Consider the following 15,484-nt stretch of genomic DNA (forward strand, 5'->3'; position numbering starts at 1 on the left):
TCCGAGTGGAACATGACTTTTTCTGGTTGACCACGCTGTTCCCAGGAGTGGTCTAGAGCTTTGACCACCAAATCGGCATCGGGGCTGGATGACATCGCCCAACCAACGACGCGTCGGGCATATAAATCCAGAACGACAGCCAGATAACTCCACCGCTGGCCGCTCCATACGTAGGTGATGTCACCACACCACGCCTGATTCGGCCGGTCTACCGTAAACTCACGAGCCAGATGGTTCGGGATATCCGGTCGCTCAACGGTCGCCTGCTTGTAGGCGTGAGGACCCGGCTGCTTACAGATCAGCCCCAGCTCACTCATCAATCGTCGAACCTTGAAGCGCCCGATGACAACGCCGTCGTCATTGAGCATGCCCTTGATCGTTCTACTGCCGGCAGAGCTGCGGCTCTTGGTAAATAGGCGGTTTACCTGAGCCTTTAGGGCCAGACGCTCAACATCCACGTGCTTCCGCCGTTGGCGGTACTCGTAATAGCTGGAACGGCTTATATCAAACGCATTGCAGACCATTTCAACAGGCATTTGCTCACTCAACTGGTCTATCAGCGCGTACGATTCATGTCGTCCGACATCAAGAGAGCGGTGGTAGATTCAACCGGTCAGTGCAACATAATGCACACTGGTAACTATCGGGGCTTTCAGAATGTCGCAGCAAGTATTAAAGACCAGAGGGCTGACCTACCAGCAGAAGCAGGAGCTATGGGCTCGATGGAAGAAAGGACAGTCGCTTAGCGAGATTGGCAGAGCCCTTGGGAAGCATGCTGGATCGATTACTGGAATGCTCGCCATACATGGCGGCATTGCCCCTCTGAGACGTTCCAGGTCGGCGAGGGTGCTTAGTAGCTCTGAGCGCGAAGAGATTTCAAGAGGCATCTCAGCGGGACTGACATTGACTCAGATTGCCGACTCGATGGGACGGTCTGCCTCAACCATCAGTCGAGAGGTCAGTCGTAACGGAGGAAGAAGTCGGTACAGGGCGAACGTGGCAGATCGGCGTGCCTGGACCCAATCAAGACGTCCGAAAAAATGCCTTCTCGCATTGAATGAGCCCCTCCGTGCAGCCGTTGCCGAAAAGCTGAGCCTTGACTGGTCTCCAGAGCAAGTAGCAGGCTGGCTAAAACGCCAGTTCCCGGACGACAAGTCGATGCATGTGTCCCATGAAACGATTTACCGAAGTCTCTTTATTCAAGCCCGAGGTGTTCTGAAGAAGGAACTTATCAAACACCTCCGATCAAGACGCGGTATGCGTCGATCACGGCACAGAAGCTCTGAAGAGGCAGAATCCCGCACCAGCATCACAGATTTAGTTTCTATCCGTGCTCGGCCAAAAGAGGTTGAAGGCAGGGCTGTTCCTGGCCATTGGGAGGGAGACCTGATATCCGGATCCAAGAACTCACATATTGCGACGCTAGTAGAGCGGCAGTCCAGATTTACGATGCTCGTTCATGTCGGCGGAAAAGATACGGAAAGCGTTGTTTCGGCGCTTTGTCGGGAAGTCGGCCAACTCCCCGAGGAGTTGAAGAGAACCCTGACCTGGGATCGAGGAGGTGAGCTGGGTAACCACAGGAAATTTACGCTTGCGACCGACATGCAGGTTTATTTCTGTGACCCGCAGAGCCCCTGGCAAAGAGGCAGCAACGAGAACACCAATCGTCTGTTGCGCCAGTACTTCCCGAAGAAGACCGATTTATCGGGCTATTCCCAGAAGCAGTTAAATGAATTTGCAAGGAAGCTGAATGAACGACCGAGGAAAACACTCGACTACCTAACACCTGTGGAGAAGCTACAAAGTATATTTGCGTTGACCGGTTGAACTCATAGTAGCCTTTTTTAGTATGTCTTTCTCCTGCTCAAGGCGCTTGCAGCGGGCTTCCAGCTCCTGAATACGGCGCTGCTCCGGGGTTAACGCCTTGCCCTTCGGGGTGACACCGTCACGCTCCTCGGTCAGTTGGTTAACCCAGCGCCGGATAGCGCTTTCACCAATTCCCAGGGACACGCTCGTCTGGGGAATCGTGTAACCTTGATCCAGCACCAGGCTGGCTGCTTCCTGTTTGAACTCCGGAGAAAAAGAACGTCGCTTTCTGGTCATCAGACACCTCGTTTATGGTGGCGATATTACCACCTACGTTGGTGTCCGGAATCATTGAACCACTACACTTGGTGCATCTGTCACGATAAACGGTGGAAGACCAACTTGCCTCAGCCCATGCTTTGTGGATTGCCAACCTGTCCGAAAGGTAATGTGCTTTTCAAGCTGAATTCAGGTTCGTCTGTTGAAATGCCGCGTCGCTTGAAATCCATTTTTGAGCTATTTTGATTTGCGCACGAGATAGGTGGCGACCAAAATCATCCAACATCCAGAAACGGCGTTCATAGATGAAAGTTCTAATTGTCGAGGATAACGCGATACTCGCAGAAAAAATTTCTGGTTGGCTTGCGAAGGAACACTTTACTGTTGATGTAGCCAAAAACGGCGCAGAGGCCAATTCTTTCGTAGAAACATGCAGTTATCAGGCGATTATACTCGATATCGGACTGCCCGACCAGAACGGACTTTCCTTGATGCAGAAGTGGAGAAGCGGTGGCAAAGATGAGGCTATTCTTATTTTAACTGCTCGCTCCAACTGGACAGAGAGAGTTGAGGGCTTGAATGCCGGCGCAGACGATTATCTTCCAAAACCCTTCGAATTCGATGAACTAAAAGCTCGACTTAGCGCCATAATACGAAGAAAAGACGGGCGAGCAACTGATAAGATTATCGTGGATGGCTTTCAACTTAATGCAACCTATAGAACCCTAACAACTCCCGATCATAAAGAGTTCAGACTAACCGCAACGGAGTACCGCCTTTTACAATGCCTTCTTCGCTCTCCTGACAGAGTCTTCTCGCAGGACGAACTTGTTGAAGCACTCTATAATATCGAAAGGTGCCCAACCAGAAATGTCGTTCAAGTCTACATAGCTAGGCTCAGAAAGATACTCGGTAAAAAACGAATAAAAACATTGAGAGGACAAGGATATTTCTTTGCAAGAGATCCTCTTCAAAAAGGGGTTGAAGGTTAAATTATTTTACTGTGATTTAACCATTTTTCCTCAAGGGCCAAGGCTCGCCAGATAAATGCGCTGGCCCAAAGACCGGGCCAGCTTTCTCAATGTTTAACCGTTTCGGTGAAAAATACCAAATAGATTAAAAGGACTTAGTCCAGCCCAGCCAAAACTTCGGGTCGTCCGAATTGACCGAACCAAGTGCGTTACTTGAATCGATATCAGCGTACTCCAGATTAACACTAAAAGCTCCAAAGCTCTCCGCATCTTTGGTGATGTTGACAGCTGCATGTCCGTAGCTCGCCTCGCCAATAGACGCCTTGCTATCATCAGTGAAATCATAATAGCCAATCAAAACACCTGTGCTGAAATCGTCTTCCAGCGGCACATCAACAGATGCGTAATAATAGATATCGCCTTGAACGAACAGCCCATCGCCGCTTACGTCGCTGTTTGCTGTGTAAGCAACACCTATAGATGCAATGCTGTAATTCAACTCTCCGTATATTTCGCCAAAATCAATAGATTCAGGAGCATCAGGGTAAGAGTAATAAATGTACCCAACATCGTAACCAATATCCTCGATTGCACCGGAGAAGCCAGCATAAAGATCAAGCTCATAGCTCGTCCCATCGCCGAAATCCACATTGGAGCCCCAGCCGCCAAAATAAAGCCCCGACGCATGTTCGTAGTCAAGCCCGCCTTGCGTCGCCGTTGAGCCATCTGTTTGTGTCACACCACGAAATAAGTAGTTGCTTGTTACACCTAAATTTGCACTTACATTAGCGTTGGCAATTAACGGGACCGCTTGGAGGGTTACGAGCAAACCAACACTTAGCAAACAATCCTTAGTCGAGATACGTCTTTTCATCGTTTTCACCTTAAATTTTGACAGCTTAGTTATTTGCGCATCGAATAACGCATCTACAATGACTGCATATTTTGCGCCAACTTTTAGAGACTTAGTTTATGAGCAATTATTGTCAAATCAGGTCCATAGTTAATAAAATCCGTTGAATATTTAATCATTCAATGCAATGAACATTTTGCTTCATAGTTTCGCATTGCTCGACGATAGTGCACTCATTAATAATGCGCACCAAATAGGAACAAAAACTGAAATAAAAATATCACTAAAGTAGAATATTTTTAACGCAAAAATTCGAGATAAGATATGGTTCTATTAGGAAAATAGAGGTAGGTCTTAATTGGTCATGAATACTACTAAAAAAACTCTGAGTAAAGAATGCAAATTTCCAACTTTTTGCACTCTGTCTTTTTTTCGAAATTGATCAGCCTTAAAGCGCGACTTTCGCCGTTTTTGGAAAAATTAACAAAATCTATCATCAAACTAATCTTGGAGCCACGCAATTGCGCGCCTGGCTCCAAATAAACAACGATAAATGTTATTGCTTTGCCAAAAGATCCCCAATCAACTCTTTAATCAATCTATGTTCTTCCTTCAGTTTTTTGATGGTCTCGATCTCTTCCACACGATACTGGGAGGAACGTTCATCTATGCTCTTATTAGGATAGGTTCTTGCCTCGTTGTATCTGTCCGCTTGCCCTCCTGCGAGGGCTATTGAAGCACCACTTGCCAGGAAAGAAGCTACTAGAATCATGGATACTTTCTTCATAAAACGGCTCCGATATTTATTCCAATTAGACCGACAAAATTCAATGGCCTCGGATGATCAGTAGAACATCGAAACTTTAAACACACTTGAAAATCTATGGTGATGAAACGTTTTTTTAGCGTTTACCCCTAGCTCAAAAGCCATTCAGGTCGGCTTTGATGACACTAAACCTAATTTTTCAATGCCTGAGAAAATAAGACTAGGCCAGACCTATCTGAAGGCCAGAGCCGCCCTCCCTCAGGTTCGCACCCGTTGCGGCACGCTTCGATTCCAACTATGCTTTCGGACCGGAACACCTCTGTTTGCTTTCAACTGAACCCTTCCGCTCAATCGACAAAAGCACCCTCATGACAGCGCAGAAAAGCATCCGAAAAACTGCACTCCAATATGGCATGGTTTTTAGCATCCTGTATTTTCTGCTTATTTTTTTCTCACACACCTATGTGATAGAGGAGCTTTCGAACGAGTCCAGAAAACATCGTCTTGACAAAGAGGTGGAGAGTTTTCAAACCATCATTGCAAACGAAATGCCGACGGCCGACGAGATCGGAAGCATGATCGATCAATTCCAATTGCTACTGGAACACGCCCTCATTGTTGAAATGAAAGATGGAAGCGTCATTGCCAGTAACAACGTAAATCAAACGAAGTTGCGTATGATCTCAGAAAAGCCGGCGGGCTTTGTCGAAATATCCCACGGTGCGGATCGCCTTCTCGGATTAAAACGTGGTGTCGGAATTGATAGTTCGCTTTCGTCAATCACCATCTTGGAAATGGAAAGCGGACTAGCTGAGCGATCCAGTGGGGCTCACCTGACCTTGCTGGCTGCCTCCGCAATATTACTTGTTGTTCTCTTGGCTCTGGTAGGCACCACTACTTACCTGGCTTTGAAACCGATCGAACACATCAAGGAAGACATGAGGAGACTGCAATCTGGCAAACAACCTCGTTTGAATCCTGACGCACCAGAGGAGTTCAGTCCGCTGATCAAACAGTTCAATAACCTACTTGAACTAGCAAGTCGTCGCCTTGACCGCCATCGCCGCCTCAATTCCGATCTTTCTCACATGGTCAAGACCTCGATCTCTGCCAATCTCGCAATCTTGTCAGACACTGGTTCATTACCTCCGTCCCGCGACGACATAGAGTTCATGACCTCCAACCTAAAGGATCTAAGCCGGTCCTTGAACTACCGCATGAGCAAGGCAGATATCTCCGGCAGGCAGATGGGGCAAACATGTTTGCCGATTGAAATAGCGAACAACGTCATTTCTGTCATGGAAAAAATCTTTCCCGATAAGAGTTTCCGTATTAATACATCCTTGCCGAATAACTTCAGTTGGCCCATGGAGCGTCAGGACCTATCAGAGTTATTCGGTAACCTGCTCGAAAACGGCGGGAAGTGGAGTCAGGCTGAGATTGACGTTTCAATAAGCCAGACCGATTCCGGGCTAACGATAGAAGTTGCAGACGACGGCCCTGGGATTACTCCAGAAGCGGCCTCAAAAGTGATGGATAGAGGTTCCCGGCTTGACGAAACCGTTTCTGGATTTGGATTGGGACTGTCCATCGTGTCCGAAATACTAGAAGACAATTTCGGACGGATGAACATTGGCCCCTCAGAAACGGGGGGCGCCAGAATTACAGTTGTGCTTCCTTTCCCAGAGTAGAGCACAACCATAATTCCTCCGCCCCGCTATGACGGAGGGACTACCCTCCCCTGCTCGCGATCAAAACTGTGTATTTCCACCTCTTTTCTACCGTTGCATATCATCGAGTTTAGCCCTTGAGAAGCGCGTGAATAGAGCCGGCAAAACAAAAAGCGTTAGGAAAGTCGCAGTCACGAGACCACCTACAATCACGCTGGCCAATGGCTTCTGGATTTCCGCACCCACGCCCGTCGACAATAGCATCGGTATCAAACCGAGTGCCGAGGTTATTGCTGTCATCAAGACAGGACGCAAACGGGAGACGGCACCTTCAAACACCGCGGCATCCACGCTTAACCCATCCTGTATTCGCTGATTGATGCTTTCGACCATAACGACTCCGTTAAGCACCGCCACACCAAACAGTGTGATAAATCCAACGGAACTGGGCACGGAAAGGTACTGGCCGGAGATCCAGAGTGAAAAGACGCCACCAATGACAGCAAGCGGTACGTTGACAAGAATCAGCAGCGCCTGACCAACCGAACTGAAAGCAAAGTACAACAACAACGCAATCAGACCCAAGGATACAGGAACCACAATGGCCAATCGCTTCTGAGCTCGCTGCTGGTTTTCAAATTGACCACCAATATCCACCGAATAGCCGGGGGGAAGGTTCACTTCTGACGCGATGGTATCTTGAATATCGGCAACCACACTGCCCATGTCACGACCCTGCACATTGGACTGAATGACCACACGGCGCTGCACGTCATCGCGGCGCACCTGAGGCGGGCCGGACTCAATAGACACATCGGCCACATCACCGAGTCTCACCCAGGCCCCGGACGGCGCTTGTAACCTGAGATCGGCAATGGCATCCCGGTCCTCCCGGAAACGTTTGGCCAGACGCACATAGATATCGTACCGCTCATTTCCGTTGATGATCTGGCCTGCGGCGGCACCACCCAGTCCATCCCGGACGACACTCATCACATCAGACACGGCGAGTCCGTACCGGGAGAGTGCCTGACGGTCAGGCTGAACCACCAACTGCGCTTCACCAGCAATCTGCTCCATGGCGACGTCTCGTGTTCCCTGAACTGTTCGGACCGCCGCTTCAATCTGCTGGCCTTTCTCCGCCAGTACGTCGAGATCCGGGCCAAAGAGTTTGATGGCCAACTGCGCACGAACACCTGACAACAATTCATCAACCCGAGTCGCGATAGGCTGAGAAAAGTTAAACAGTAGCCCCGGGTGCTGTTCGAGCTTCTCCTCAAACAGGGCCTGCAATTCGTAGCGATTACTGGCGCTGGTCCACTCCGAAGTTGGCTTTAAGCCAATATAGATCTCTATGTTGTTGACGGGCTCCGGGTCGCCCCCTATTTCTGCTCGACCAGCCCGGGACAGAGCGTAAGTCACTTCTGGAAATTCCATCAACATGGCTTCCAGTTTTGGCGCAACTTCAATCGCCGTATCAAGGCTTGATGAAGGGGCCAGCGTCACCCGGAGGTTGATCGTCCCTTCTTCCAGTTCAGGGACAAACTCAGTGCCGAGTCGCGGCACGACCAGGGCCGCCAGCACCACAAGAACAGCGGCAGCACCGACAACAGATCGGGTGTGTTTCAGCGACCAGTCAAGGCCCTGGCGATAAAGCTTCTCAAGAGGTTTTAAAACGAAGCTTTCCCGTTCCCGGATACCCTTGCGAAACACAAACGAAGCCAACGCAGGCACGACGATCAGAGCAACGATCACAGCGGACACAATGGCCAGCATGATGCTGATCGCCATTGGCTGGAACAGCTTGGCTTCCACACCTTCAAAGCTGAACAGAGGCATGAAAACGACCAAGATAATCGCCGTGGCGAAAAAGATGGGGCGCGCCACTTCCCGGCCGGCTTCCTGGAGTCTGAGCGCAATGCCATGATCATCGTGTGACGCGTCCAACGGATCGGGGTCGTTTTCAATCAATTCATCTCGATGGGCGTCATGCTCAGCATCGGGATGCGTCAGATGTTTGAACATGTTCTCGACCATAACAACAGAGCCGTCCACCAGCATGCCAATTGCCACAGCAATGCCGCCCAGAGACATCAAGTTGGCCGAGAGACCGAACCAGGCCATGATCATCAGGGCAATACCGATGGAAATCGGTATTGAAAGCAGCACGAGCGTTGTTGCTCGCAGATTCATCAGGAAGAGAGCAAGCACAATCGCAATAAACACAAAAGCCAACAAAAGCGCATTCGTCACCGTCTCTACTGCCTTGGTCACCAGATCCGCCTGGTTGTAATAGGGCTCAAAACGAACCCCACTCGGAAGCGCCTGATTTATGCGCTCAATGCGAGCCTCGATGCCGTCGATGGTGGCTTTTGTGTTGGCCCCCATTCGTTTGAGTACAATGCCAGAAACCACTTCACCCAGTTGTTCAACTTGACCGTCTTCGTCCTTCCGGGTCATGGTCACCGCACCCTGGCGAATTTCAGTGCCAAGTCCCACCTGAGCGACATCGTCCACGGTTACTGTGATGCCGTCACTGGTTTTAACGGGTACCTGACGGATCTGCTCCAGCCCCTGCTCGCCATTGCCCAGCCATCCCATACCGCGAATAACCAACTGCTCCTGTCCGCGGCCCATATACCAGCCCCCAACATTGGAGTTGTTGTTTTCCAGGGCATGCATGACGTCATTCTGTGATAAGTCATAGGACAACATTCGAGCCGGATTCAGGTTCACCTGGTACTGGCGAACTTCTCCGCCAAACGACAGGATTTCTGTAACCCCTTCGGCCGGTATCAGCAACAGTTTGACCAGCCAGTCGTGCAAGCTGCGCAATTCCATTGCGTCGTACCCCGAATTCGGGTCCGCTATCAACAAGTACTGGTAGACTTGGCCGAGACCGGACGTATTCGGGCCCATTTCAGGCACCCCGACCCCGTCCGGAATCAGCTCCCGCGCGGCCTGCAACCGCTCGAACACCAGTTGACGCGCGAAATAGATATCCGTGCCCTCTTTAAAGACCACGGTGACACCGGACAACCCGGTTTTGGAAATGGATCGAACCTCCTCAACATCCGGCAACGCATACATCACCGCTTCAATGGGATAGGTGATCAGCTGCTCGACCTCCTCAGCCGCAAGTCCGGGCGCCTCTGTGTTAACAGCGACCTGGACGTTTGTAACGTCAGGGAAGGCATCAAGATTCAGTTTTGGGATCTGAAACGCGGCCGTGGCGATAAGCACTGCTAGCGCAATAAGAACCAACAGGCGGTTCTGAACCGCCCAGTCGACAACTCGGTTGAACATAATGGCTCCCGGAATCAGTGGTTGTGTGGGTCAAAGCCGCCTTTGGCAATTTCAGAGGCCACAAAAAATGCGCCCCGCGAAACAATCCGCTGGCCTGCAGTCAGGCCGGAAATTTCACGGAGTCCGCCAATTGAGCGGCCCAGTTCCACTTCCACAGGCTCATACTCCCCTTCAGCCTCTTCCACATAGACCGTCCAGTCGCCATCGGCCCTTCGCATCAAGGCGCTCTCCGGCACCGCAAGTACCGGCTCCTTGGTTTTAAAAAGGAAATACACATCTGCAAACATTCCGGGATGAAAACGATCTTCAGGATTGTCCAGCTCCAACCGAACAATCCGCGTGCGGGTCACAGCGTCAATGGTATGAGCTTCTTGGGATACCGTTGCCACAGCTACACGACCTGCAACTCTTACTTCCGCTTCTGCTCCTTGCTTAAGGACAATGTCGGAGTTTGCTGGCAGGTGAGCCTCTACCCAAAGTTCGCTTTCATTAGCCAGAGTCACCAGCGGTTGGCCTGCCTCAACTCTTTGTCCTTGCTCAAACTCATCGGTCAGCACTGCGCCGTCCACGCGAGCCCTGAGCGTGTATTCACCGAGACTACCTACGCCGCTGGCCTTCAACGCACCAATGTCATCATCGTTTAGCCCATAAGCAAGCAGAGTCGCCCTCGCCGCTTCAATATTGGCTTTCGCGGTATTGAACCGTTGATCACCCACCACGGAACGACCCAGCCCGCTGATTCGCTCCCATTCAGGAAAAGCCTTCCTGTAATCAGCCTGCGCCTGTGCCACCGTCTCACTGAACAGGGTTACCAGCGGCTGACCTTTGGTTACGTGCTCACCCAATTCCACGTGACGTCTCAACACCACCGAGGCAACTCGGGGGGACACGTGATAGCTGGTATAGCCGTTGGTCAGCAGCTCACCGGGAGCGTAAATTTCATAGTCAACGCGCTTGCTCTCGAGGGTTGCTACTTCAATGCCGGCAAGCTCTTTTTGTTTGGCATTGATGCTTGCGGAGGTTGCTTCTTCATGACCACCATCGCTCTCCTCTTCGTGGCCATGACCTTCTTCTTCATGCTCACGTTCTTCAGCATGTCCGCCCTCATGCTCATCCTCTTCACCGGTGCCTTCTCGATGATCGTCGCCACCGGCGGCATGATCGTGGCCCGCCTCGTTATGAGCATCTTCCTCGGCCTGCACCAGTGAAGGGGGAGCTATAAACAGCGTCAAAACAAATACTGAAATCAGAGTTTTTTTCATGATGAATATCCAGTTTCCAGAATATTATTGGAAGGGGGTGATCAGTTCGCCAGACTGGCTCAAGAGCTCAATCAGGCCCAGCTGCGCCAGCTTTTCCAGTTCAATACCGGTTTTCAGACTCTCCGCGCGCTGGCCCAGCGCCTGGAGATACTCAGAGGTGGAGAGGTCGCCGACCTGCCACTGCTTCTCAAGCAAATCGGCACTTCGCTGTACACGCCCCTGGGATAGTTCTTTCCATCGACGGAGTTGCTTGTCGTATCGCTTCCAGGAAGCGCGAGCGCCTGCCAGGTCATATTGTCGTTTCCGGTAGAGCGCCTGAAACCGCGCTTCCGCCTCCAGAGCCCGTCGATTCGCAGCCCGGGTTTCAGCGCTGTAGTTATTACGGACGTTCAGAGGGATCGAGAATGTCAGGCCAACCACGTTCTCGCCGCCGTCACGCCCTCCGCTCAGCCCTACTGTCGGCGATGCTGTGGCTTTGCGTCTGGCAACCTCTGCCTCACTTTTCAGCACCTGCCACTCGGCTCGAGCGGCAGCAATTGACGGGTGTGCCAGCAGATCAGCATCACCAATCTCGGACTCCAGCGCTGACCATATATACTCGGGGATTCCCCCATCCTGAGGCCTCCAGTCCGGCAGACGTTCTCTAACTTGAGTTTCTGCTCGATCAACTGCGGCCTTTGCCTGGGCGACTTCGCTCAACTGACGGGATAGATTTAAAAACAGAAGCTCTGCGTCGGCACGCCCCAGATCACCTGCCTGCTGGCGCTGTTCAACCTGGTCCAGCAAGGCATCCAGGCGCTGCTGTTGGGATTCAGCAATTTCCTCTAACAGCGTAGTGGTGCGCCACTCGACAAGCGCAAACAATGATTCAGACGTTTGTGTCAGGACTGCTTCGCTCAAGCCAGCTTGCGCAGAAAGCCTGATCAGCTTTGCCTTCTCCTTTAATGCGCCCTGTTGATCAGACCAATCGATCGTTTGTGACAGCCCTGCCTCAAAGTTATTCTCACTGCCCGTTCTGTCTGCTCCCACGGATAACTCCGGGTTATACAGCGGTTGTTCGCTTGCCTGAGCGTCCTCTTTCCGCGCTGCCGCCTGCTCTGTCGCTGCCAGTACCTCCGGGTGCTTACTTATCTGGCCTGTGAGCCAATTCGCCCAATTGACAGTCTCCGCTTGACCTAACAGAGGAATGGACAATAGTACTGAACACAGCAACGCCCGAGGCGAGTGCTTGCTTGCCTTCATCATCGTTCTCCCGAAGCAATTAGTAGCCAAAAATTATGGGCGGTAAGAAGCCCGTGACGAGGTAGGAAGTGATCGGAATCTTAAGTGTGAACTTTGAAATGAGTTTGAATTTGCAGCCTATTTTAGAAAAATCGCCTAGGGCCTGCGCGACATAAGCTTTTGACCTGCCATGTTTTGAACCGGTTCATCGCCCGACTGGCCAGCAGGTCAACCGGGGCGCCAGGATGGCTCACGGCATAACCCTCAGACCGAGTAATCAGGGAAAGGCTGTTAACCGTTTTCAGCCTGGTGACACCTTCCCGCACCATGAGCATTGACTATTGACTCGATAGTTACAGAGCCGTAAAGTTTATAGACAGAAATGCGAATTGTTTGCACCTGCATTACCACCAGCAAATGATAACGGAGAATAACCACATGTTTAAACCTTGCCGACTATCACTGGCCGTGGCAATCAGCCTTGCCCCGGGTCTGAACTGGGCCGCCGGAGATAACCAGCCCCAGATGCTTGAACCCATGGAAATCATTGGCGATGCTTCTGCCGTCCAGACCTTGCCAGGGTCAGGCTACGTTGTTGGTGAGCAGCAGATGAAAACCGAAGTTGAGACCGACATCAACCAGGTACTGAAAACCGTTCCGGGTGTCTATGTGCGGGAAGAGGAAGGCCTGGGTCTGCGACCTAACATCGGCATCCGCGGCGCCACGGCCGAGCGCAGCAGCAATGTCACCCTGATGGAAGATGGCATTCTTATCGCACCGGCGCCCTACTCCAATCCGGCCGCCTATTATTTCCCGACGCTGAAGCGGATGTCCTCGCTGGAAGTGCTCAAGGGTGCCCCGCTGCTGCGCTATGGCCCGCAAACCACCGGTGGTGTCGTCAACCTGATTTCCACACCCATTCCCGATCAGCGGCAGGGCTATATTGAGTCCGTCACCAACGACCGCGGCTCCACCGACGTTCATGTAACCTACGGTGACACGGCCGGCGACTGGGGCTACCTGCTTGAGACCGTCCAGCGCTCCGCGAAAGGCTTCAAGGAAATTGACCGCAGCAACCGCGATACCGGCTTTGATATCGAAGACTATGTCGGCAAACTACGCTGGCAGGGAGAGCGCCAGAGCGTGACCGCCAAGCTGCAATACTCCGAGGAAACCTCCAACTCCAGTTACCTCGGCCTGACCGATGCGGACTTCAGCCAGGATCCGAACCGGCGTTACGGGTTGTCCAGCATCGACCAGATGAACAATACCCACTCCGGTATCAGCCTGACCCATCAGTTCGATTGGAGTAACACCGTAAGCAGCACGGCCACCCTCTATCGCAACGACTTCAAGCGGAACTGGTTCAAGCTCAGCGGCGGCGGAAGCATCATCGACTCGGCAAACGGCGGCGACGCCAATGCCCAGGGTATTCTGGACGGCACAGTTGATGCCAGCGGTCTGGATTACAAAAACAACGCCAGGGACTACCTGTCCGAGGGCGTGCAGGTAAACTTTGATGTCGACATGGGCAGCCACCAGTTTGATTTCGGCGCCCGCTACCACGAAGATGAAATGGATCGTTTCCAGCCAGTCGATGTTTATGACCAGGTCAACGGCTCTCTGGTGTTCCAGAACACTGTCGCCCCCACGGGCAGCAATAATCGCTTTGAGACCGGCGAGGCCCTGAGCTTCTGGGCGCTCGACACCTGGCAGGCGACGGACAAGCTCAGCGTTAACCTCGCCCTGCGCTACGAGGATGTGAAAACCGGTCGCACCCAATACGCGGATCCCGGCCGCACAACCATCGACAGCACCCGCGCCAATGAGAGTGCTGAACTCCTGCCCGGCACTTCCTTTACCTATGACCTATCCCAAAGCTGGCAGGTTCTGGGTGGCGTACACCGGGGTTTCTCACCTCTCGGGGGTGGTGCCAAGGCAAACGAAGAGCCGGAAACCAGCAAGAACTGGGAGGCCGGCCTCCGGTACTTTGGCAATGCGTTCTTCGCGGAAATGATCGGCTTCTACAGCGACTTCTCCAACAAGGCCGAAAACTGTTCCGTGGGATCGCCGTGCAGCAATGGCGCCACCTCTGGCAGTTTTGTAACCGGCGAGGCTGAAATTTCCGGTGTTGAGTTCCAGCTCCAGACCGGCACGCGGGCGGGCGAGTTCTACCTTCCGGTTAGCCTTACCTACACCTTTACCCAAGCGGAAATCAGCAAGGACAATGCTGCCTCGGGCCTGACAAAAGGTGAGCAGCTCAAAGACGTACCTGAAAACCAGATGAGCTTCCGGACAGGCATGGAACACCCAAGTGGCTGGGACAACTACCTTGTGGCCACCTACGTCGATGAAATGTGCGTCAGCGCAGGTTGCAACAACACCGCCACGAAACTGGACGAGACCGAGTCCCTGTTCCTGGTTGATTTCATCAGCCGCTACGCACTGACCGCCAGTGCGGATGTCTTCCTGAAAGTGGACAATGTGTTCGATGAGCAGCAAATTGTCTCACGTTTGCCCGATGGCGCCATGGCAAACCTACCACGCACCGCTTCATTGGGGATAAGCGTCAACTTCTGACGAACAACCGGATGGCGCCTGATTTCCGGGTGGCTTCGCGTTTACGTCACGACAGCAAAGAGCCCGAGGCTGGGGCTCAGATTGCTGATAAACCCTCGTCATTACGGCGGGGGTTTGTTGTAGTTGGAGCCTCGACTTTTTAGAGACTGACCCATTCTCAAAGCGCCGCTTCCGCCGCAACACGAACATGAAGTGGTCGGCCGGCGCAACTCGCCGCTCAATCCACGGACGATGCTAAAGTTACTGATTTATGCCTACGCCACCATTGTCTTCTCTTCGCGCAAGATCAAACAAGCAATTTGAGCTTTTCGACTCGTTGCGGGCGGCCTAGGCGAGGTCTGAAATCTTTCAGCCGGGAATGGAGCTGTGATGGCGGCTCGCGCGACCAGCACAGCCGCGATGCCACCATCCAGCTTAAATAGAACTAGCTTGAAGTGGGTTGAAGTGCGCTTTCGTTGGCCGCACCATCCTCGATGCGAACAGCCCGAACCAGGCGGGATACCAGTACCTTGCCGTCCCCCGGGTGTCCATCCCGGGTCCTGCTCGTTCGCACAATGATGTCCACAACTTCATCGGCAACAGTTTCGGTCGCTACATCTACTTCCAGCTTGACCATCTTCACTTTCTCCAGAGGCGACTCATCACCGACCAGATGGCCAAATTCGTTGAGAGACACGACGGCAATGCTTGCCACTCCTTGGACTTTTGCTAGAGCATCAACCACATGCTCCGCCATCACCTCTCTGACATAAGCCTTTATTTCGTACATA

10 protein-coding genes and 2 pseudogenes are annotated in these 15,484 nt (G+C 52.2%); 4 read left to right on the top strand and 8 right to left on the bottom strand.

Annotated elements, in window-relative coordinates; translation table 11 throughout:
• Positions 1–599 (bottom strand): annotated as a pseudogene (locus GJU83_RS14150) (IS3 family transposase); the annotation flags it as partial.
• Positions 600–657: 58 nt separating this feature from the next.
• Here GJU83_RS14150 and GJU83_RS14155 point away from each other — a divergent pair.
• Positions 658–1,827 (top strand): IS30 family transposase, encoded by a 1,170-nt coding sequence (locus GJU83_RS14155; protein ID WP_014575753.1) that lies wholly within the window; start codon positions 658–660, stop codon positions 1,825–1,827.
• On the opposite strand, the pseudogene GJU83_RS14160 reads toward GJU83_RS14155, so the two are convergent.
• Positions 1,804–2,103 (bottom strand): annotated as a pseudogene (locus GJU83_RS14160) (transposase); the annotation flags it as partial. The gene GJU83_RS14155 and the pseudogene GJU83_RS14160 overlap by 24 nt on opposite strands.
• A 287-nt stretch (positions 2,104–2,390) precedes the next feature.
• Between GJU83_RS14160 and GJU83_RS14165 the strand changes: the two are divergent.
• Positions 2,391–3,077, top strand: a complete 687-nt coding sequence (locus tag GJU83_RS14165; RefSeq protein ID WP_014575751.1) for a response regulator transcription factor — start codon at positions 2,391–2,393, stop codon at positions 3,075–3,077.
• Positions 3,078–3,201: 124 nt separating this feature from the next.
• Here GJU83_RS14165 and GJU83_RS14170 read toward each other — a convergent pair whose 3' ends face one another.
• Positions 3,202–3,930 (bottom strand): TorF family putative porin, encoded by a 729-nt coding sequence (locus GJU83_RS14170; RefSeq protein ID WP_041644866.1) that lies wholly within the window; start codon positions 3,928–3,930, stop codon positions 3,202–3,204.
• Positions 3,931–4,465: 535 nt separating this feature from the next.
• Entirely contained in the window at positions 4,466–4,696 is a 231-nt protein-coding gene (locus GJU83_RS14175) for a hypothetical protein (RefSeq protein WP_014575748.1), read from the bottom strand.
• 302 nt (positions 4,697–4,998) lie between these two features.
• Between GJU83_RS14175 and GJU83_RS14180 the strand changes: the two genes are divergently transcribed.
• Entirely contained in the window at positions 4,999–6,366 is a 1,368-nt protein-coding gene (locus GJU83_RS14180) for a sensor histidine kinase (RefSeq protein ID WP_014575747.1), read from the top strand.
• Between the two features lie 87 nt (positions 6,367–6,453).
• Here the strand turns inward: GJU83_RS14180 and GJU83_RS14185 are convergent, their stop codons facing one another.
• Genes GJU83_RS14185 through GJU83_RS14195 form a run of 3 tightly spaced genes read right to left on the bottom strand, consistent with a single transcriptional unit; the run spans position 6,454 to position 11,942 of the window.
• Positions 6,454–9,651: an efflux RND transporter permease subunit gene (locus GJU83_RS14185; protein ID WP_014575746.1), complete on the bottom strand. Its 3,198-nt coding sequence runs from the start codon at positions 9,649–9,651 to the stop codon at positions 6,454–6,456.
• Positions 9,652–9,665: 14 nt separating this feature from the next.
• Complete coding sequence (locus tag GJU83_RS14190; protein WP_062785126.1) at positions 9,666–10,913, bottom strand: efflux RND transporter periplasmic adaptor subunit; 1,248 nt, start codon at positions 10,911–10,913, stop codon at positions 9,666–9,668.
• A gap of 24 nt (positions 10,914–10,937) precedes the next feature.
• On the bottom strand, positions 10,938–11,942 hold the full coding sequence (locus GJU83_RS14195) for a TolC family protein (RefSeq protein WP_472791984.1): 1,005 nt from the start codon (positions 11,940–11,942) through the stop codon (positions 10,938–10,940).
• Between the two features lie 630 nt (positions 11,943–12,572).
• Between GJU83_RS14195 and GJU83_RS14200 the strand changes: the two genes are divergently transcribed.
• Positions 12,573–14,714, top strand: coding sequence for a TonB-dependent receptor family protein (locus GJU83_RS14200; RefSeq protein ID WP_041644863.1), 2,142 nt, complete (start codon positions 12,573–12,575; stop codon positions 14,712–14,714).
• 424 nt (positions 14,715–15,138) lie between these two features.
• Here the strand turns inward: GJU83_RS14200 and GJU83_RS14205 are convergent, their stop codons facing one another.
• The gene (locus GJU83_RS14205; RefSeq protein WP_014575742.1) at positions 15,139–15,483 is read right to left on the bottom strand and encodes a P-II family nitrogen regulator; all 345 of its coding nucleotides are present in this window, start codon (positions 15,481–15,483) and stop codon (positions 15,139–15,141) included.
• Position 15,484 lies beyond the last annotated feature (1 nt).

The organism is Marinobacter salsuginis (assembly GCF_009617755.1).
Classification (GTDB): Bacteria; Pseudomonadota; Gammaproteobacteria; order Pseudomonadales; family Oleiphilaceae; genus Marinobacter; species Marinobacter salsuginis.